Raw genomic sequence first — 18,259 nt, 5'->3', positions numbered from 1 at the left:
TTTCGCCACCGATGAGAGGAACCGGCACGTGCCCGAGACCGGAGGGCGGACGTCCCCGAAGAAGCGCGCCGACGCGCGGCGCAACGAGCAGACCCTGCTCGACGCCGCCGCCGCGGCGTTCGTCGCTTCGGGGGTGGACGCGCCGGTCCGCGACATCGCGACCAGGGCGGGCGTCGGGATGGGCACGATCTACCGCCACTTCCCGACCCGGGCGGACCTCGTCATCGCGGTGTACCGCCACCAGGTCGACGCCTGCGCCAAGGCTGGTCCAACCCTGCTCGCGAGCAGCGGCACGCCGCACGCCGCGCTCGCGGAATGGGTCGGTCTCTTCGTCGACTTCCTGGTCACCAAGCACGGGCTGGCCTCGGCGCTGCAGTCCGACAGTGCCCGCTTCGAGGCGCTACACGCTTACTTCCTCGACCGCCTCGTGCCCGTATGCGCTCAGTTGCTCGAAGCCGCCGCGGCCGCGGGCGAGATCCGTTCCGACGTCGGTGGGTACGAACTCCTGCGCGCCATCGGAAACCTCTGCGCCGGCGTCGAAGGCGACACGCGCTATGACGCGCGTCGCATGGTGGAGCTTCTCATCGCCGGACTGCGCCGGTCGGAGTGATCAGCGCGGGAAACCCGAGGCGCGCCAGGCGCCTTCGCCGGGGCGCGGCGGGCGGCGCAGCAGGGCCGCACGGTCGGCCCACCGCGATCGCGGCTCGTCGCGGGACGGTTCGTCCGGCGCCGCGGCCACGGCCGCGATGACCGCCGTCAGTGCCGCGAGTTCCTCGTCGTCCGGGGTGCCCCGGACGATCCGCAGCAAGGGTTTTTCGCTCACAGCGGGATGTTCCCGTGTTTCTTGGGGGGCAGGGTTTCGCGTTTGTCGCGCAGCATCGCCAGGCCGCGCACGATGTGACCGCGGGTGTGGGCGGGCGCGATGACGGAGTCGACGTACCCGCGTTCGGCCGCTTCGTACGGGTTGAGCAGGGCGTCCTCGTATTCTGCGATCAGGTCCGCGCGCAGCGCCTCCACGTCGCGGCCTTCCTCGGCGGCCTTCGCGAGTGTCTTGCGGTACACGATGTTCGCCGCGCCCTGCGCACCCATGACGGCGACCTGGGCGGTGGGCCACGCGAGGTTGAGGTCGGCGCCGAGGTGTTTGGAGCCCATGACGTCGTAGGCGCCGCCGTAGGCCTTGCGCGTGATGACGGTGACGAGCGGGACGGTGGCTTCGGCGTAGGCGTAGATGAGCTTGGCGCCGCGGCGGATGATGCCGTTCCACTCCTGGTCGGTGCCGGGCAGGAAGCCGGGCACGTCGACGAAGGTGAGCACGGGGATGTTGAACGCGTCGCACGTGCGCACGAACCGGGCGGCCTTCTCCGAGGCGTCGATGTCGAGGCAGCCGGCGAACTGGGTGGGCTGGTTGGCCACGACCCCGACGGCGTGCCCGTCGACGCGGCCGAACCCGACCAGCACGTTCGGCGCGAACAGCTCGTGGACCTCGAGGAACTCCCCGTCGTCGAGAACGCGGGTGATCACCTCGTGCATGTCGTAGGGCTGGTTCGGCGAGTCGGGGATCAGCGTGTCCAGCTCGCGGTCGGTGTCGGTGACCCCGTCCGCGATGGACTCGCCGACCGGCTCGGGGGCCCCGAACACCGGCGGGTCGGATAGGTTGTTCGAGGGCAGGAACGACAGCAGTTCCTTGACGTAGGCGATCGCGTCTTCCTCGTCCGAGCCGAGGTAATGCGCATTGCCGGACTTGGTGTTGTGGGTGCGCGCGCCGCCGAGTTCCTCGAACGTGACCTCCTCACCGGTCACCGTCTTCACCACGTCCGGACCGGTGATGAACATATGCGAGGTCTGGTCCACCATCACCACGAAGTCGGTCAGCGCGGGGGAGTACACGTGCCCGCCCGCGTTCGCACCCATGATCAGCGAGATCTGCGGGATGACGCCGGAGGCCTGAGTGTTGCGGCGGAAGATCTCGCCGTACAGCCCGAGCGAGACCACGCCCTCCTGGATGCGCGCGCCGCCGCCCTCGTTGATGCCGATGATCGGGCGGCCGGTCTTGAGCGCCAGGTCCATCACCTTGACGATCTTCTCGCCGTAGACCTCGCCGAGCGAACCGCCGAACACGGTCACGTCCTGGCTGAACACGCACACGGACCGCCCGTCCACGGTGCCGTAGCCGGTCACCACGCCGTCGCCGTAGGGCCGGTTCTTCTCCTGCCCGAAGCTGGTCGAGCGGTGCCGCGCCAGCTCGTCCAGCTCGACGAACGACCCCGGGTCCAGCAGCAGATCGATCCGCTCGCGCGCGGTCTTCTTGCCCCTCGCGTGCTGGCGCTCCACCGCGCGGGCCGAACCGGCGTGCACCGCCTCCTCGTACCGCTGGTACAGGTCGGCGAGCTTCCCGGCCGTGGTGTGGATGTCCGGTTCGTCCGGCGGGGGCGTCCCGATCGGCTCCGTCGCGCTGCTCATGTTTCCGCAGCCTAGCCACCGCGCGAGGGGTGCGCGTGTGGCGTCAACCTCATCCGGCGTGGACCGCGGCGAAGAGTTCCTTCAGTCGTGCGGGCCACGCGGCCAGTTCTGCGTCCGCGTGCTCGGCAGGCACCGTGTGTGTCAACTCGACGCGCGTGCCGAAGTCGGGGTCGGCGAACAGCTCCCAGCGCACGGCGCCCTCCTTGACCGTGTCCGCCAGCCGCGCGACGTGCTTGCAGGCGTCGTCGACGGGCTTCCACACCAGGTCGAGCGCGAAGCGCAGCTCGGCGCCCTCGGCGGTGTCGGCGCGGGTGCCCTCGGCCAGGCCGAAAACGTCGAGATAGTGCTGCATCGCGGGCAGCCACTCGGTGAACGCCTCGGGCTCGCGGCCGTCCAGCCGGGCATCCAGCGCGCCGAGGCAGTGGTCCCAGCCCGCGGCGTTGCGGCCCGCACCGAGCCTGCCGAGCCCGCCACCGCCCAGCGTCTGGGAGAAGTAGAGGATGCAGCCGTCGCCGTCCGGGACGAGCTCGAACCGCAGGACGTCGGAGTTCCAGCGGAACGCGTACACCTTCGGCGGGTCCAGTTCGAGGATCTCGCCGCCGCGAGAGCCGTCGATCGGCGCCTCGCCCGGGAAGGTGAAGGTCATCGCCGCGCCGATCTTCAGCTCGGTCTCGACCGCGGCCGGGAACCAGTGCGCCATCTCGGCGGGATCGCTGATCGCCCGCCACACCTTCTCCACCGGGTGCTTGAACCGTCGCTCGAACCGCAGCACAGTGGCGCCGCCGACGGTTTCCATCTTCGCGTCCATTACTCATCTCCCTGGGAGTCGAGGTGGCGTTCCAGGGCGTCGAAGCTGGCCTCCCACATCCGCCGGTACGGCGCGAGCCACGCGTCCAGCTCGACCAGCGGCTGCACACGCAACCGGTACCAGCGGCGTTGCGCTTCGTGGCGCACCTCGACCAGCCCCGCTTCACGCAGGACCTTCAGGTGCTTGGACACGGCGGGCTGGGTGAGTGAGAGCTGTTCGACCAGGTCGTTCACCGGGCGTTCCCGCACGCGCAGCAGGTCGAGGATTTCGCGCCGCCGGGGTTCGGCCAGCACCTCGAACGTTGATGCCATGACAGGCATATAACTACGAAGGCATGTTAACTGTCAAGAAACTGGCCGGGGGTGAGGCCGTAGTAGCGCTTGAACCAGCGCGTCAGATGGCTCTGGTCGGCGAAACCGGCGCTCGCCGCCGCGTCGGCCGGCGTGCGTCCGTCGATCAGCAGGCGGCGGGCCGCGCGCAGGCGAAGCTGGCGCTGGTAGTCGCTCGGCGCGAGGCCGTAGGCCGCGACGAATGCGCGGTGCAGCGCGAAACGGCTGCAGCCCACGGCGTCCGCGAGGTCCTCGGCGCGGAGGTCTTCGGCATACGAAGCGTCGAGCAGTTCCCTGGCCCGGCGGACTTCAACCGGCAGATAGCGGGCGTGCGCGGGACGGGTCGAACCACGGCGGACGAGGGCGCGAACGGTGTCGTGCAGGGCTTCGTCCTGCGCCAAGCGGCTTTCGCCGAGCGTCGCATGGAGACGGCAGAGCGCGCCGGCGAGCGTGGCGTCCTCAAGTACGGGTTCGGCGAACAACGGAAGTCCCACCGGGCGATCCGCGGTGTCCCGCAAGACATCGGCGATCAGCTCGGGTCCGATATGGACGATCCGGTAGGTGAAGCCGGCGGGCAGCGCGGCCTGCCCGTCGTGCGGCTCGTCCGGGTTGAACGCCATCACCATCCCGGCCGCGCTGGTGCGGGCGGCGCCACGGCAGGTGAACGCCTGCGCACCCGACTCCGTCACGCCGAACGAGTAGGTCTCGTGGCTGTGGCGGTGGTACACGTGCCGCTCGAAATGGGCGTGCATCGCCTCGAGCGGGCAGTCGGGCGCCCGCCAGTAGCTCGCCCAGTCGGTCACCCCGCGATTATCCCGCACGAGCGTTCAAGACGACCCGCCCCGCGCGCGGTGACCATGCCGGTATGAACACGAAGATCGCCGTGGTGGTGCGGGACGACCTCGCGCAGTGGCAGCGGCTGAACGTGACGGCGTTCCTGGTCAGCGGGGTCGCCGCGCGGTTCCCGGAAACCGTCGGCGACGAGTACGAGGACGCGTCTGGGCGGCGGTACCTGCCGATGTTCGGGCAACCGGTGCTCGTGTACCAGGCCGACGCCGCTGGCGTGAAGCTTGCGCACCAGAAGGCTGTCGAGCGGGGGCTCGCCGTCGCGGTCTACACCGAGGAACTGTTCGCCACCAGCAACGACGTCGACAACCGCGCCGCCGTGCGGGCCGTGCCGACCGAGAAGCTCGCGCTCGTCGGCATCGCCGTGCACGGGCCGCGCAACGCGGTGGACAAGGCGCTCAAGGGCCTCTCGTTGCATCCTTGAAACCGCGGAGGAGGAGTTCCAGCCCCTCGCGGAATTCCTCCTCCGCCCTTACCTCGCGAGCGGCTTTCGCGGTTTCGGCGAGCATCGGGAACTGGTCCTGCCCGCTCAGCGCCGCCGTGCCCGCGCCGTCGAGCGGGCTGTAGTAGCCGGTCTGCAGCGCACCGAGCACATGACTCAGATACGCGCGGAAGGCGATTGCCCTGTTCTTGCCGGTGAATCCCGCCTCGTCGAGCACGCCGAGCGCGATCTCGCCCCACTGCCGGGAGACGATCGAGCGGTGCCGGTGGATCAGCAGCAGCGGCACGACGGACGGATGCGCACGGACGGCCTCGTAGACCCGTTCGGCGAGGATGCGCAGCCGCGTGAACGGGTCGGCCGGTGGTAGCTCGAGTTCAGTGTGGCTCAGCACGCTGTCGACGACGAGTTCCTCGAGTTGCCCGCGGTCGGTGACATAGCGGTACAGCGACATCGTGCCCATGCCCAGTTCCTTGGCGACCGTGCGCATGGACAGCCCTTCGAGCCCTTCGCGGTCGAGGACGGCGAGCGCGGCGGCGGCGAGCTGGGCCGGGCTGAGAGAGCGAGGTCGTGGCATGGCGCTTGACAGCGTACAGGGTACGCGTAACGTCGTAGGCGTATCACGTACGCCTACGAAGGGAACCCGTTATGCGCCAGTTCGAGACCGTCACCGGCGAGCGGGTCACCGTGCCCGACCCCGACTGCCTGGTGCACCTGCAGTTCCGGCGGTTCGCCGGGTGCCCGGTCTGCAACCTCCATCTGCGGTCCGTGGTGCGGCGGCATGACGAGATCGTCGAGGCGGGTGTTCGCGAACTCGTCTTCTTCCATTCGCCCGCCGACGAACTGCGCAAGCACGTCGCCGGCCTGCCGTTCGCGGTCGTCGCGGACCCGGACAAGCGCGTCTACGTGGAGTACGGCGTGGAGTCGGCGCCGCGGGCTCTGCTCGATCCGCGGGTGTGGTGGCCGATCCTGCGCTCGGTCGTCACGGGGCTGGTCCGGCGTGCGCCGTTCCCGTCGAGCAGCCCCGTGGGCGGGCGGCTCGGGCTGCCCGCGGACTTTCTCATCGCGCCGGACGGGCGCGTGGTCGCGAGCAAGCACGGTGAGCACGCGTACGACCAGTGGTCGGTCGAAGAACTTCTCGCCCACGCCGATGACTTTCGGGCCGCGCGCGAGTCCGACCTACAAAAGGCTACGAGTCGAGGAGTGGAGAATGAGCCTGCCGCAGGTCGTTTCCCGGGCGCGTGACGAGCTCAACGCCGCGCGCCGCCAGTTCCCGTGCTATTCCTGCACCGCGGCCGAGCACCCCGACTTGGCGGTGTGAACGATGGTGTTCTCGAAGGCCCGCCTGGTGCGGGTGCACGACGTCATGGCGGCCCATGTCGAACGCGGCACGGTGCCCGGTGCGATCACGCTGGTGAGCCGTCGCGGTGAGGTACACGTCGATGTCATCGGCAAGCAGGCGGTGGACGGTGCGCCGCTGCGGCGGGACTCGCTGTTCCGGATCAGTTCGATGACGAAGCCGATCACCGCCGTAGGGGCGCTGACCCTGGTCGAGGAATGTGTGCTACGGCTGGACGATCCGGTCGACGATGTGCTGCCGGAGCTGGCCGGGCGGCGGGTGTTGCGGACGGTCGAGAGCGAACTCGAAGACACCGTGCCCGCGAACCGGGCGATCACGCTGCGGGATCTGCTGACGTTCCGGCTCGGTTTCGGGATGCTGATGGGTCCTTACCCGATCGTGGCCGCGGCGAACGAGCGGTCGGTGGCCGTGGGACCGCCGAACCCGGCGGAGTACCCGGCGCCGGACGAGTGGCTGCGGCGGCTCGGCGAGCTGCCGCTGATGGCCCAACCTGGCGAGAAGTGGTTGTACCACACAGGATCCGACGTGCTCGGGGTGCTGCTGGAACGTGTTTCGGGGAAGCCACTGGACGAGTTCCTGGGCGAGCGCGTCTTCGAACCGCTGGGCATGAAGGACACCGCGTTCTTCACGTCCGATGTGGACAGATTGGTGATGGGCTACCACGATGACCTGACGGTTTACGATCCGCCAGCCGGCCAGTGGAGCCGCCGCCCCGAGTTTCTGTCCGGTGGCGCCGGGCTGTTGTCCACTGTGGATGACCTGTCGGCGTTCGCGCACATGATGCTGAGCGGCGGCGGGCACGTCCTGTCCCGGCCGACGGTAGAGCTGATGACGACCGATCAGCTGACCCCGGCCCAGAAAGCGGTTTCCGGCTTCTTCCCGGGTTACTTCGACAACCGCGGCTGGGGCTTCGGTGTGTCGGTGGCGACCGCGCATACGAGCCTGTACCACCGCCCGGGCCGCTACGGCTGGGATGGCGGGCTCGGCACGTCGTGGCAGGTCGATCCGGGGGAGGAGCTGACCGGCATCCTGCTCACCCAGTGTGCCGGGTTCCCGGATTTCTCGCCGGTGTACCAGGACTTCTGGACGTCGGTGTACCAGGCCATCGAAGACTGAGCGGCACCAGGGTGTGGCCGCGAAGGCCGTCGCCTGAGGTTCGTCTCGCCCGGCGTTCAGCGAGCCAGCAGATCCCGCAGCGCCTTGATCACCTCCGCCGGGGACTGCTCCGCCATGAAATGGCCCGACGTGACCGTGCGGTGGTCCAGGTCCGGCGCCCAGGCTCGCCACCGGGCAGCGGCGTCGTAGCCGAGCGCCGCGCCCCAGTCCTGCTGCAGCACCGTGACCGGCATGCGCAGCCGGTTGCCGATCTGTTTGCCGCCGATGCGGAAACGTTGGCATTACTGGGTTTTCTCGTCGCCGATCCGGTCGCGCGGCCCGTGCTGGTGGTGGGGACCTACCGCACCACGGACGTCTCGCCGCCGCTGGCCGAGTTCCTGGGCAGGGCCGCGCGTGCCGAACCGGTGCGGGTGTACCTCGGCGGGCTCGAGCCGTCCGCGGTGGCGGAGTTGGTGCGCACGATCGCCGGGCGGGACGTGGACGAGGAGACCACGGATGTCATTACGCGGCGCAGCGGGGGGAATCCGTTCTTCGTCCGCGAACTCGCTCGCCTCGTCGGCACCGATCTCTCGGCCGTGCCGCCGGGAGTGCGCGATGTCGTCCGGTACCGCATGGCACGGCTCCCGGAACCCGTTCAGGCGATGCTCCGCCGGGCGGCGGCGATCGGCGCCGAGATCGACCTGGAAGTGCTCGGCGCTGTTACCGGTGATGACGTCCTCGAAGCGGTCGAAACGGCGGCACGGCAAGGATTCCTGATCGAGCGCGCGCCGCGACGCTTCCACTTCGCCCATGCCCTCGTGCGCGACACGGTGTACGACGATCTTTCGCGGTCGCGTCGCGCGCGGTGGCATGGCGAGATCGCCGAAGTGATCGGTCGGCTCAGACCGGATGACGCGGAATCCTTGGCCCACCACTACTTTCTGGCCGAAAGCCCGGCCGCCGGCCGGTACGCGCGGGTCGCGGCCGAACGGGCCGAGGAGCGCTTCGCCCCGCACGAGGCCGCGCGGTGGTGGCGGCAGGCGCTCAGCGCGCACGGCGAGGTGGACGCGCGGACGCGGCTCGAACTGACCATGGGGCTGGTGCGTGCGCTCGCCGTGACCGGTGGTCTGGAACAGGCCCGGCATCGCCGCGCCGAGGCGATCGCACTGGCTGACTCGCTGGGCGACCCCGCGTTGACGGCGCGCGTAATCGGCGCCTTCGAAGTGCCTGCATTGTGGACGGAGCACGACGATCCCGCGCTGGCGGCCCGGATCGTGTCGGTCGCGGAGCGAATACTGCCCACTGCGTCCGGTGCGGACCGCGTCCGGTTGCTGGCCACCGTCGCTCTGGAGACGCGCGGAGGCGGGGGAGACCGCGCGCGGAAGGCGGCGCTCGAGGCGGAGTCCATCGCGCGCGAGCTGGGCGATCCGAGGCTGCTGGCGCTCGCCCTCAACGCGCGGTTCATGCAGTCGTTCGAGCGTGCGGGGCTGGCACCGGAACGGGCCCGGATCGGGGCGGAGCTCGTCGAGCTCGCGGGCCGGCACTCGCTGGTGACGTTCGAGGTGCTAGGGCATCTGATCCTTCTGCAGGCCTGCTCGGCGCTGGCCGATTTCCCCGCCGCGGACCGGCATGCGGCTGAAGCAGACCGGCTCGGCGAGCGATACCAACTGCCGCTCGTGGGAGTGTTCACGCAGTGGTACCGGGCGCTCCGGGCGTCGGTGCGAGGCCCGGCGGAGGCTGCCTACCGCGCCGCGGCCGCGCGCCTGGCCGGCACCGGAATGTCCGGTTTGGACGGTGTGCTCGAACTCGCCCTGCTGTGCGAGCGGATTCTGCGCGGTGAGCGGGTCCCCGACGAGGAGCTCGAGGGTTACGCGCACTCCCCGCGCGATCTGCTGTTCGAGGTGCGAACGTGTCTGCATGCGACAGTCGCGATCAGACGATCGGACCGCGTCGCGATGGAGCGCTGCTACGCGGAGCTGTTGCCTGCCGAGGGAGAGCTCGCCGGGGCCGGAAGCGGTTTGCTGACCCTGCGCCCGGTGGCGTACTACCTTGGTGAGCTGGCGGCGGCCCTGGGTGATCCGCACGCTGCCCGGCATTACCGGCGAGCCGAAGAGATCGAACGGCGGATCGACGGTGATCCTGGGATTGCCGGTACCAGGCCGGATCGAAGGCGGCGAGGCACACTGGAGTCATGACCGAGTTCGGGGAGGCCGTGCGCCGGTGGCGTGACCGGGCCTCGCCCGGGGCCGCCGGGCTGCCCGCGGGTGGGCATCGGCGCACGCCCGGTCTGCGCCGCGAGGAACTGGCGCACCTGGCCGGGATCTCGGTCGACTACGTCACCCGTCTTGAACAGGGCCGCGCGGCCAACCCGTCCGCGCAGGTCGTCGAGGCGCTCGCCCGGGCCCTGCGGCTCGACGCGGCCGAGCGCGCCCACCTCTTCGAGCTGGCCGGGCTGGCGCCGCCGGGCCCCGAGCTGGTGCCCAGGTATCTCACCCCGAGCGTGCAGCGGATGCTCGACAGGCTCACCGGCACGCCCGTCGCGGTCTACGACGCGTCGTGGACCCTGGTGGTCGCGAACCTGCCGTATGCGGCGCTGATGGGCGATCCGTCCGGCTGGAAAGGCAATGAGTGCAACGGGGTCTGGCGCAATCTGCTCGGCTTCGGCACCCGGGTCCGGCACACACCCGAGTCCCGGCGCGCCCTCGAGACCGCGCTGGTCGCCGACCTGCGCGCGACCGCCGCCCGCTACCCAGGGGATCCGCGGCTGCGGCGGTTGCTGGCCGATCTGCGGGCGAACAGCGAGCGGTTCGTGCGGCTGTGGGATTCCGGCGCCGTCGGGCACCACGAAGCCGCCCGCAAGATCGTCGACCACCCGCAGGCGGGCGCGGTGGCGCTGGACTGCGACGTGCTGACCGTCGCGGGCAGCGACCTGCGGATCATGGTCTACACCGCCGAGCCCGGCACCGAGGACGCCGAACGCCTCGAGCTGATCACCGTGCTCGGCACCCAGGCGCTTGACCTCGACCTCACTGGAGGGTGAAGAGTGGGTCCATGACGATCTGGATTTGCGGTACCTGCGGGGTCGAACACCCCGACAGCGAGCAACCTCCCGCCGCGGTTTGCGAGATCTGCGCCGACGAGCGGCAATGGGTCCCGGAGACCGGTCAGGTCTGGACCACGCTGGACAAGCTGGCCGCCGACGGGCACGAGCTGGTGCACCAGGAGCTGGAGGAGGGCGTGCACCGGCTCAACCGGGAACCGAGGTTCGGTATCGGTCAATGGACCCACCTGGTGCGGACCCCGGGGGGCAACCTGCTGTGGGACCCGCCCAACCACCTCGACCGGGCGCTGGCCGAGAAGATCACCGAACTGGGCGGGGCGGCGGTGATCGTGGCGAGCCATCCGCATATGTACGGCTCCCAGGTCAGCTGGAGTCACCAGCTCGGGCGAGTCCCGGTCCTGGTGAACTCCGCGGACCGGCGCTGGGTGCGCCGCGAGGACCCGGTGATCCGGGAGTGGGCCGGTACCGAGGAGATCCTGCCCGGGATCACCCTCGTCGAAGCGGGCGGGCACTTCCCGGGTGCGGCGGTCGCGCATGTCGCGTCCGGCGCCGGGGGGAAGGGCATCCTGCTCACCGGCGACACCATCGTTCCGGTGCGGGCGACGGGCTGGGTGACGTTCATGCGGAGCTACCCGAACGACATCCCGCTTTCCGCCGGGCTGGTCCGGCGAATCGTGGACCGCGTCGAGCCCTACGCTTTCGATCGGCTCTACGGCCTGTTGGGCGGCAGGGTCCTCGCCGACGCCAAGGACGCGGTACGCCGCTCCGCGGAGCGTTACATCGCCTGGGTCAGCGGCGCCAACGACCACCTCGGTTAGGTCGTCGCCAGCAGGAAGTCCTCGCCGCTCGACGGTCGGAGCCCGTCCGAGCGGTTCGCGAAATAGCGTTAGGCCAGTGAAGTCCGGCACACGCCGGTCTTCGCCGAAACCGGCGTCACGTGCCAGTGCCAGCATCTCCTCGGGCGGGTAGAAGCTGATGAACGGCGTCCCGGACGCCTTGGCGCAACGTGGCCGCCGTGGCGTCTTTCGAAACCGAGCGCCTGGAAGAACTTCGCCGCCTTGCCCCAGTTGTGGGTCGTCAGGAACACGGCCTCGATCCCTTCGGTGGTCATGACCACTTCGAGGTCTTTGGTCTCTACGCACGGGGCGGACGCGGGGCAACGCTCGTGCGCAGAGGAGGTGGTCGGCATGGCAAGCGCCGCCAGGGTGCTCAAATACCTGTCGTTCGGCCTCGTGGCGTTTTACGCCGTCTTCGGTTGCGCGTTCATCATCGGGGAGGTCTTGACGGACCCGGGCGGGCTGCGCGGCGTCCTGCTCACGCTGTCGTGGCTGGTGCCCATGGCCGCACTGGTGGTCTGCGCGGCGCTGTGGCCGCGGATGGCGACGAACCTGCTGACGATCGCCGCGGCGATCGTGGCTCTGTTCATCCTGATCGACCTGGCATTCGACATCGTGCACGAGGACGACGTCGGGCCGGTCGGCGCCATCGCCGCGTTCGCGGTCGCCGTGCCGCTGGGCGTGCTGGGCCTGCGCAGGCCGGTGCACGCCGGCTGGCTGCTGGTGCTGGTCGGCGCCCCGCTCCTGGCGTCCCTGCATGGTTCCGCCATGGCGGTCGCGGTTCCGGTCGTCCTCGTCGGCGGCCTGTACCTGCTCGCTGGCTACCGGAAGTGACCGGTCAACGGCGCAGGAGCGTCTCCCGGTCCATATGCGACAGTTTCGCCGGATTGCGCACCCCGTAGAGTCCGGTGATGAGGCCACCGTCGATGCGCAGGGCGATGACGGTGTCGAGTTCCCCGTCCAGCCGCAGGATCAGCGCGGGATAGCCGTTCACCTGTGCGGGCTCCAGCGTGGCCGCGCCGGCGACCCGGCCCATCCCGGCGATCATCACGCGGGCGACCCGGTCGGCGCCCACGATGGGCCGCGGCACGGCCTGCTTCACCCCGCCACCGTCACCCAGTGCGACGACGTCCGGCGCGAGGATGTCGAGCAGGCTCTGCAGATCGCCCGTCTCGACCGCGCGCCGGAACGCGTCGAGCGCGGCCCGGCTCTCGGCCGGAGAAACGACTTCGCGTGGCCGGCGCGCCGCGACGTGGGCTCGCGCCCGGTGGGCGATCTGGCGGACCGCGGCGGCGTTCTTGCCGACTGCTTCGGCGATCTCGCCGTAGGCCAGGTCGAACACCTCACGGAGCACGAACACGGCACGTTCGGTCGGTGAGAGCGTCTCCAGCACCAGCAGCATCGCCATCGAGACGCTGTCGGCCAGTTCGACGTCCTCCGCCACATCGGGCGCGGTCAGCAGCGGCTCGGGCAACCATTGCCCGACATAGGATTCCTTGCGCCGCCCGAGCGTCCGCAGCCGCGTGAGCGCCTGGCGCGTGATGATCCGGACCAGGTACGCACGCCGGTCCCGCACCGTGGCGAGATCGACGCCCGCCCACCGCAGCCAGGTCTCCTGCAGGACGTCCTCCGCGTCGGCGGCCGAACCGAGCATCTCGTAGGCGACGGTGAACAGCAGATTGCGGTGGGCGACGAACGCCTCGGTGGCGGCGTCCGCCTGACCGTCCTCGCTCACTGACCGCTCCTGTCTCTTCGCTCTTGCCGTGTCTCCCACCAGACGCCGGGTCCCGCCGCTTTGTGACGCCGGGACGCTGTCACAAGAATCGGGCCGCCGGCATCTGGTGGTCGTTCAGTGCACCACTTCGAGTGAGGACGGAATCATGGAAGCCCGGTTCGACATGTTCGACAACGAGATCGCCGCCAAGTTCGCCAAGCGGTTCGCCAATGCCAGTCTGGTGATCACCCAGTCGCCGCTGCCGAAGTCGACGCTTGAGCTGGTTTCGTTGCGCGCCAGCCAGATCAACGGCTGTGGCTGGTGCATCGACCTGCACACCAAGGAACTGGCGGCCGCCGGCGAAAGCGCCGTCCGGATCAACCTGGTCGCGGCCTGGCGCGAGTCCACCGTGTTCACCGAGGCGGAGCAGGCCGCGCTGGCGCTCGCGGAAGAGGGCACCCGGCTCGCCGACGCTCACCAGGGCGTGTCCGACGAAACCTGGGGCCTCGTCCGCAAGCACTACGACGACGACCAGATCGCCGCGCTGGTCGCCGGTGTCGCGCTGATCAACGCGGCCAACCGGCTCGCCGTCATCGTGCACCAGAGAGGCGGTTCGTACGAGCCCGGCATGTTCGCCGCCGCGCTCAGCTGACCGGGGCCGCGCTCGTCGGCGCTCACTGGACAGCCGGTCGCCCGGCGCCGGTGTAGTCGTCGCCGGGGACGTGGTAGGTCGCGATCTGCACGGCCATACCCTGCGTCGGCGCATTGATCATCAGGCCGTTGCCCAGGTACAGCCCGACGTGGTGGATGAACGTCGCCGGGCTGCCGTAGAACACCAGGTCGCCCATCGCCGGCTCGCCCTGGACTCGCGGTTCGGTGCGGAACTGCGAGTCCGCCGTGCGCGGCAGCGAAATCCCGGCGCTGTCGTACGCGGCCTTCGTCAGGCCCGAGCAGTCGAACCCGGCCGCGCCCGCGTCCGGGCCGTTGCCGCCCCACACGTACGGCAGGCCGATCTGGTCGAGCGCGAACCGCACCGCGCGCACGGACGGGTTCCCCGCCGTCTGCGGCGCCAGCGACAGCGCCGCGTACAGCTGCGCGTTGCCGAGGACCTGCTGGCGGAACAGGTCCGAGTTCCGGTACTTCGCGATCGCGTTCCACCAGGTCAGGCCGGACTGCAGGTTCCCGCTCGCGCACAGCACGCGCCCGGCCGCGATCGAGGCGTCGTCGACGTCCTGGATGTTGCCCTGACCCCGTTGCCATTCCTGCGACGTCAGCTGCATCGGCCCGCTGCGCCGCTCGCTCGCCGGCTGCCCGGCCGCGCCCTGCAGCGGCACCGCCCCGAGCGCCTTGCGCACCGTGCCGTCGCTCGCGAGCGAGTCACCCCCGAACCGGCCGTGGTCGGAGCTGGCCTTGCCGATTCCGGCGAGCGTGACCCAGGACAGGTGGCAGCCGGGCTGTTCCTTGCGCAGCGTGAGCTCGGCCGTGGCGTAGCCGGCGAGCGCGCGTTCCGGGATGTCGAGCGGCCCGCTGAGCCCGGTGGCCCACGTCTGGAGCGCACTCGCGCCCTGATCCCGTGGCGCTTCCGCCTGCACCGGCGCGGTCCCCTGCAGGACCGAAGGCCCGGCCGCCGTGGCCGCGTTGCCACCCGGCACTTCGGTGGGGGCGGCCAGCGGCCGCACGGGTTGCTGCGGCTTGCGGGCGAAGATCCAGCCGGCGGTCACCAGCGCGCCCACCAGGAGCAGCGCGATCAGCGCCCGGCCGGCCGCCGCGCGGCCCCATTTCGGGAAACGGATGGTCACCTGCCCAACACTAGGGAACTGCCACGCTCTCCAACGAGCGAACACGCTTCCGGTGACTAGTCTTTCGGTGTGACCGCCATGAACGCCGCCCGGTTGCGCGCCGAGCTCGTCGGCCCGTACGCGGCCCTCGACGTGGTGAGCAGCACCGGCTCGACCAACGCCGACCTGCGAGCAGCCGCCGGGACGGGCCAGACGCCCGACCGGACCGTGCTCATCGCCGAGGAGCAGACGGCCGGTGTGGGCCGTCGCGCTCGCACCTGGGTCTCGCCGAAAGGCGCCGGCCTCTACCTCAGCGTCCTGCTGCGCCCGCACGGTGTCGGGTTCACGAAGCTGGGTTCGCTCGCCCTCGTGGCCGGGCTCGCGGTCACCGACCTCACCGCCGATCTCGGTGTCGACGCCGCCCTCAAATGGCCGAACGACGTCCTCGCCGGGCCCGAGCGCGGCAAATGCGCCGGAATCCTGGCGGAATCGGTCGCTGCCGAGGAGACCGCCGTCGTGCTCGGCATCGGGTTGAACATCCGCCCGCTCGGGCCGGGCGTGGAACCCGGCCCGGGCGGGCTGCGCCCGACATCGCTCGCGGAGCAGGGTGCCCGCACGACGGACCGCACCGAGCTCGCGTTGCTCCTGCTGTCCGCATTGGACCGGCGGGAACGCCGGTGGCGCGCGGCGGGCGGTGATCTCGCCGCGGCCGGGCTGCTGGAGGAGTACCGGGCACGGTGCGAGACGATCGGCCAGCAGGTCCGGGTCATGCTGCCCGGCGACGCGACGCTGCTGGGCACCGCGACCGACGTCGACCCGTCCGGCCAGCTCATGGTCACCGACGAAACCGGCAAACCGCACACGGTGCTCGCGGGGGACGTGGTCCACCTGCGAGCGGTACCTTGACCACACCAGTACCCGAGAATCGGAGCGTGCCGTGGCGTACCCGGAGGGCCTGCTCAGCGAGAACGAGCAGGTCATTGTGCACAGCCATCCGCATTTCAAGATGCTGATCTGGCCGGTGTTCTGGCTGCTCGTGACGGTCGGCGCCGGGATCTGGCTCTACACGCTGGCCGACGGGGTCACCGCGGGCTGGGGGCAGATCGCGACGATCGCCATCGGCGTGGTCGCGCTCGTGCTGATCTGCTGGCTCTTCCTCGCCCCCCTGATCCGCTGGCGCACCACGCATTTCATCGTCACCACCGACCGCCTGATCACCCGCGAAGGCGTCATCAAGCGCGTCGGCATCGATATCCCGATGAGCCGGATCAACAGCGTCCAGTTCGAGCACGGGCTGGTCGACCGCATGTTCGGCTGCGGGACGCTGGTCATCGAGTCGGCTTCGCACGAGCCGCTGCGCTTCGACGACATTCCGCACGTCGAGCGCGTGCACACGGTCATCTACCGCGAGGTGAACGACAACCCGTACGACGACTTCCCCGGCGAGGACCGGGCGCGGGGCCGCGGTTGACTGCCGCGCTGATGCGGATTCCGGCCCGATAGGGCACCTTCTTTCCCGAGCGGGAACCGAGGCGGTCCCGGCTGCGTCGGACCTCGAAGCCGACTGCTGTACTACCGAGGAGGGGTGCCGTGAGCGAGCACCGCGCACAGGTGGAAGAGCTACTGGCCGACTATCGCCGCAGCAGAGAACAGCTCGCCTCCCTGCAGCGAGAGCTGGGCGGGGTGACGGCCTCGGAAAGCGATCCCGGGCGGCTCGTCACGGCGACCGTGGGCCCGCGCGGCACGCTCACCGGGCTGGTCATCGCCGAAGAGGCGTACCGCCGGTACCGGCCGGCCGAGCTCGCGGAGGCGATCGTGCGCGCGACGGCGTCCGCGAGCGTCCGCGCGCTGACGGCGGCCAGTGAGATCATGGCGCCGGCGCTGCCCAGCGGGACCGACCCGCAGTCGCTGCTGCTCGGCACGGCCGATCTGGACGAACCGGAGCTGGCGCGGCCGGCGAGACAACCCGTGGACGAGGAAAGTTACGAGGACCAGAACTGGGTCACCCGGTGACCGGCTTCGAAGCCGACGTCGACAGGCTTTCCGCGCGCGCCAAGGATTTCGACGCGCTGGTGGAGCGTGCGGCGCGGATCTCGGCAGAGTTGGAGCAGGCGCTGGACGGCGCGCCGTGGGGCGACGACATGGTCGGCCAGAGCTTCGCCGCGGCGCACACCGCGCCCGCCGCCGAGGCGGTGGAGCGGGTGAAGGGCCTGGCCGGCGGGCTCGGCGGCGCGGGCGGCTCGTTCGCCGACGCCGCGCGGCGGTACCAGGCGGGCGACACGGGCGCGGCGGACGCGATCAGGGGTGAGTGATGGGTATCGAGCTGCCCCCCGAACTGGCCGATGTCGCGGCCGCGACCGGGCTGAGCTGGCCGCAGGCGGATGAGGACAAGCTGCGCGCGCAAGCGGACGCCTGGCGCGGCGCGCAGTCGAAGCTGCATTCGCTTGCCGCCGACGCCGATCACACGGCCGGTGGTGCGATCGGTGCGCTCTCGGGCCCGTCGGCGGACGCCGCGCGCACGATGTGGTCCGATTTCGTGCACCCGGACAAGGGAAAGCTGACGCTTGCGGCACAGGGCGCTGGTGCCGCCGCGGACCGGTTGACGCATGCGGCCGATCAGGTCGGCTCGGCGAAGGTGGAGATGATCCGGCAATTGACCGATGCCGCGAAGAACCAGGACGCCGCGCACGCGGCGGCGTCGGCCGGGCATCCGTCCGCGCTGCTCGGCGTGGACACGGTGCTGCACGGGACGGCGGCCAACCTCTCCTCGCTGACGCACGGTCTGGCGGGCGCGATCGGCCCGGGCGGCGGGGGCAGGCCCGAGCTGGTCGATCCGAATCCCGGCGTGCACTCGCCGCACGGGCAGGGCGGGTTGCTGAGCGCGGTCACCGGTGTGCCGGCGCACCTGCTGGCCCCGGCGGGCGATGACCCGTCTTTCGAGGACAGCCCGTTGCTGCGGCCGGTGCACGACGTGACCGCGGGAGCGGTGGGCACCGCCGGGAGCGCGGTGGCCGGAGTCGCGCCTCCGGATGCCGCGCCAGGCCTCACCGGTGCGTCACCACCACCGGCGGTGGACGACCCGGGCGGCATCACGCCTCCGGCCGGGGTGCCGGGGCCGGTCGGCGCCGCGAGCGGTGCGGTCGCGGACACCGGTCCGCCGCCAGGACTGAACGCCGACGCGGGCACCGGGCCGATCCAGACCGGCCATTACGACGGTTTCCTGGCCCACGGCGGGTTCGACAACGTGCCGACCCCGCCGTCCGGCCACCACCTCCCGGGCGGCACCGTCGCCTCCGGTTTCGCCGGAGGTACGTACCAGCCGCCGCCGACCGTGCAGCCCAGCTACGCGCCACCGGTCGTGCACCAGCCGCTCCCTCCGCCACCTGCCGCGCCCGCCCCGGCGCAACTGCCCCCGCCCGTGCCGGGAGGAGTCGCGCCCGTCGCGCCGCCGGCCCCGGCGCGCCCCGTGCCACCGGTGGTGCCCGTGCCGCCCGCGCGTCCGGTGGGTCCGCCGGTGGCGGGCCCGGTCGCCG

At 70.8% G+C, this 18,259-nt stretch carries 22 protein-coding genes and 1 pseudogene; 14 read left to right on the top strand and 9 right to left on the bottom strand.

From position 1 onward, the window contains the following. Window positions 1-28: 28 nt before the first annotated feature. A complete protein-coding gene (locus FG385_RS30390) occupies window positions 29-610 on the top strand; it encodes a TetR/AcrR family transcriptional regulator (protein ID WP_139100243.1) in 582 nt (193 codons plus the stop codon). Here the strand turns inward: FG385_RS30390 and FG385_RS30385 are convergent, their stop codons facing one another. From FG385_RS30385 to FG385_RS30365, 5 genes are read right to left on the bottom strand one after another with little or no spacing between them, the layout of a single operon-like run. Continuing rightward, window positions 611-823 (bottom strand): acyl-CoA carboxylase subunit epsilon, encoded by a 213-nt coding sequence (locus tag FG385_RS30385; RefSeq protein ID WP_139100242.1) that lies wholly within the window; start codon window positions 821-823, stop codon window positions 611-613. It lies immediately after the preceding gene. Continuing rightward, window positions 820-2,460 (bottom strand): acyl-CoA carboxylase subunit beta, encoded by a 1,641-nt coding sequence (locus FG385_RS30380; protein WP_139100241.1) that lies wholly within the window; start codon window positions 2,458-2,460, stop codon window positions 820-822. Before FG385_RS30380 ends, FG385_RS30385 begins: the two co-directional genes overlap by 4 nt. A 49-nt stretch (window positions 2,461-2,509) precedes the next feature. Further along, the gene (locus FG385_RS30375; protein WP_139100240.1) at window positions 2,510-3,268 is read right to left on the bottom strand and encodes an SRPBCC family protein; all 759 of its coding nucleotides are present in this window, start codon (window positions 3,266-3,268) and stop codon (window positions 2,510-2,512) included. Continuing rightward, window positions 3,268-3,579, bottom strand: coding sequence for an ArsR/SmtB family transcription factor (locus FG385_RS30370; protein WP_139100239.1), 312 nt, complete (start codon window positions 3,577-3,579; stop codon window positions 3,268-3,270). The genes FG385_RS30375 and FG385_RS30370 overlap by 1 nt, the downstream gene beginning before the upstream one ends. Window positions 3,580-3,605: 26 nt before the next feature. Then, entirely contained in the window at window positions 3,606-4,400 is a 795-nt protein-coding gene (locus FG385_RS30365) for an AraC family transcriptional regulator (RefSeq protein ID WP_235022886.1), read from the bottom strand. A 62-nt stretch (window positions 4,401-4,462) separates the two neighbouring features. Here FG385_RS30365 and FG385_RS30360 point away from each other — a divergent pair, with 62 nt between their 5' ends. Then, window positions 4,463-4,867 carry a DUF2000 domain-containing protein gene (locus FG385_RS30360; RefSeq protein ID WP_139100238.1) on the top strand — a complete coding sequence of 135 codons (405 nt, stop codon included), beginning with the start codon at window positions 4,463-4,465 and terminating at the stop codon, window positions 4,865-4,867. On the opposite strand, the gene FG385_RS30355 is transcribed toward FG385_RS30360, so the two are convergent. Next, the gene (locus FG385_RS30355; RefSeq protein WP_139100237.1) at window positions 4,842-5,459 is read right to left on the bottom strand and encodes a TetR/AcrR family transcriptional regulator; all 618 of its coding nucleotides are present in this window, start codon (window positions 5,457-5,459) and stop codon (window positions 4,842-4,844) included. The two genes, FG385_RS30360 and FG385_RS30355, sit on opposite strands and share 26 nt — an antisense overlap. A 71-nt stretch (window positions 5,460-5,530) precedes the next feature. Between FG385_RS30355 and FG385_RS30350 the strand changes: the two genes are divergently transcribed. Together FG385_RS30350 and FG385_RS30345 are read left to right on the top strand one after the other, a co-directional pair. After that, on the top strand, window positions 5,531-6,127 hold the full coding sequence (locus tag FG385_RS30350) for a peroxiredoxin-like family protein (protein ID WP_139100236.1): 597 nt from the start codon (window positions 5,531-5,533) through the stop codon (window positions 6,125-6,127). 79 nt (window positions 6,128-6,206) lie between these two features. Then, window positions 6,207-7,358 carry a serine hydrolase domain-containing protein gene (locus FG385_RS30345; RefSeq protein ID WP_235022885.1) on the top strand — a complete coding sequence of 384 codons (1,152 nt, stop codon included), beginning with the start codon at window positions 6,207-6,209 and terminating at the stop codon, window positions 7,356-7,358. A 56-nt stretch (window positions 7,359-7,414) separates the two neighbouring features. Here the strand turns inward: FG385_RS30345 and FG385_RS30340 are convergent. Continuing rightward, window positions 7,415-7,606: pseudogene (locus tag FG385_RS30340) on the bottom strand (alpha/beta hydrolase); the annotation flags it as partial. A gap of 27 nt (window positions 7,607-7,633) precedes the next feature. Here FG385_RS30340 and FG385_RS30335 point away from each other — a divergent pair. The 4 genes from FG385_RS30335 to FG385_RS30310 all read left to right on the top strand — a co-directional run bounded on the left by FG385_RS30335 (window position 7,634) and on the right by FG385_RS30310 (window position 12,068). Beyond that, window positions 7,634-9,532, top strand: a complete 1,899-nt coding sequence (locus FG385_RS30335; protein ID WP_139100235.1) for an ATP-binding protein — start codon at window positions 7,634-7,636, stop codon at window positions 9,530-9,532. Next, window positions 9,529-10,377, top strand: a complete 849-nt coding sequence (locus FG385_RS30330; protein WP_139100234.1) for a helix-turn-helix transcriptional regulator — start codon at window positions 9,529-9,531, stop codon at window positions 10,375-10,377. The genes FG385_RS30335 and FG385_RS30330 overlap by 4 nt, the downstream gene beginning before the upstream one ends. A gap of 11 nt (window positions 10,378-10,388) precedes the next feature. Further along, window positions 10,389-11,216, top strand: a complete 828-nt coding sequence (locus FG385_RS30325; protein ID WP_139100233.1) for an MBL fold metallo-hydrolase — start codon at window positions 10,389-10,391, stop codon at window positions 11,214-11,216. A gap of 369 nt (window positions 11,217-11,585) precedes the next feature. After that, entirely contained in the window at window positions 11,586-12,068 is a 483-nt protein-coding gene (locus tag FG385_RS30310) for a hypothetical protein (RefSeq protein ID WP_139100232.1), read from the top strand. Window positions 12,069-12,072: 4 nt separating this feature from the next. On the opposite strand, the gene FG385_RS30305 is transcribed toward FG385_RS30310, so the two are convergent. Then, window positions 12,073-12,969: an RNA polymerase sigma-70 factor gene (locus FG385_RS30305; protein ID WP_235022884.1), complete on the bottom strand. Its 897-nt coding sequence runs from the start codon at window positions 12,967-12,969 to the stop codon at window positions 12,073-12,075. 145 nt (window positions 12,970-13,114) lie between these two features. On the opposite strand from FG385_RS30305, the gene FG385_RS30300 reads away from it, so the two are divergent. Further along, window positions 13,115-13,600, top strand: coding sequence for a carboxymuconolactone decarboxylase family protein (locus tag FG385_RS30300; protein ID WP_139100230.1), 486 nt, complete (start codon window positions 13,115-13,117; stop codon window positions 13,598-13,600). Window positions 13,601-13,622: 22 nt separating this feature from the next. Here the strand turns inward: FG385_RS30300 and FG385_RS30295 are convergent, their stop codons facing one another. After that, on the bottom strand, window positions 13,623-14,747 hold the full coding sequence (locus FG385_RS30295; RefSeq protein ID WP_235022883.1) for a C40 family peptidase: 1,125 nt from the start codon (window positions 14,745-14,747) through the stop codon (window positions 13,623-13,625). A 78-nt stretch (window positions 14,748-14,825) separates the two neighbouring features. Between FG385_RS30295 and FG385_RS30290 the strand changes: the two genes are divergently transcribed. The 5 genes from FG385_RS30290 to FG385_RS30270 form a co-directional block, all read left to right on the top strand. Continuing rightward, entirely contained in the window at window positions 14,826-15,632 is an 807-nt protein-coding gene (locus tag FG385_RS30290; RefSeq protein WP_407645573.1) for a biotin--[acetyl-CoA-carboxylase] ligase, read from the top strand. 31 nt (window positions 15,633-15,663) lie between these two features. Further along, the gene (locus FG385_RS30285; RefSeq protein ID WP_139100228.1) at window positions 15,664-16,197 is read left to right on the top strand and encodes a PH domain-containing protein; all 534 of its coding nucleotides are present in this window, start codon (window positions 15,664-15,666) and stop codon (window positions 16,195-16,197) included. Between the two features lie 119 nt (window positions 16,198-16,316). Then, window positions 16,317-16,739 carry a YbaB/EbfC family nucleoid-associated protein gene (locus FG385_RS30280; RefSeq protein ID WP_139100227.1) on the top strand — a complete coding sequence of 141 codons (423 nt, stop codon included), beginning with the start codon at window positions 16,317-16,319 and terminating at the stop codon, window positions 16,737-16,739. Continuing rightward, a complete protein-coding gene (locus FG385_RS30275) occupies window positions 16,736-17,038 on the top strand; it encodes a hypothetical protein (RefSeq protein ID WP_139100226.1) in 303 nt (100 codons plus the stop codon). Before FG385_RS30280 ends, FG385_RS30275 begins: the two co-directional genes overlap by 4 nt. Beyond that, window positions 17,038-18,259: WXG100-like domain-containing protein (locus FG385_RS30270; protein WP_456061885.1), on the top strand; the 1,222-nt coding region annotated here is incomplete at its 3' end. The genes FG385_RS30275 and FG385_RS30270, both read left to right, overlap by 1 nt.

It is taken from the genome of Amycolatopsis alkalitolerans (assembly GCF_006152065.1).
GTDB classification, from domain to species: domain Bacteria; phylum Actinomycetota; class Actinomycetes; order Mycobacteriales; family Pseudonocardiaceae; genus Amycolatopsis_E; species Amycolatopsis_E alkalitolerans.
The sequence above is the reverse complement of the archived record's forward strand: the minus strand, read 5'-3'. Positions and strand labels throughout refer to the sequence as shown.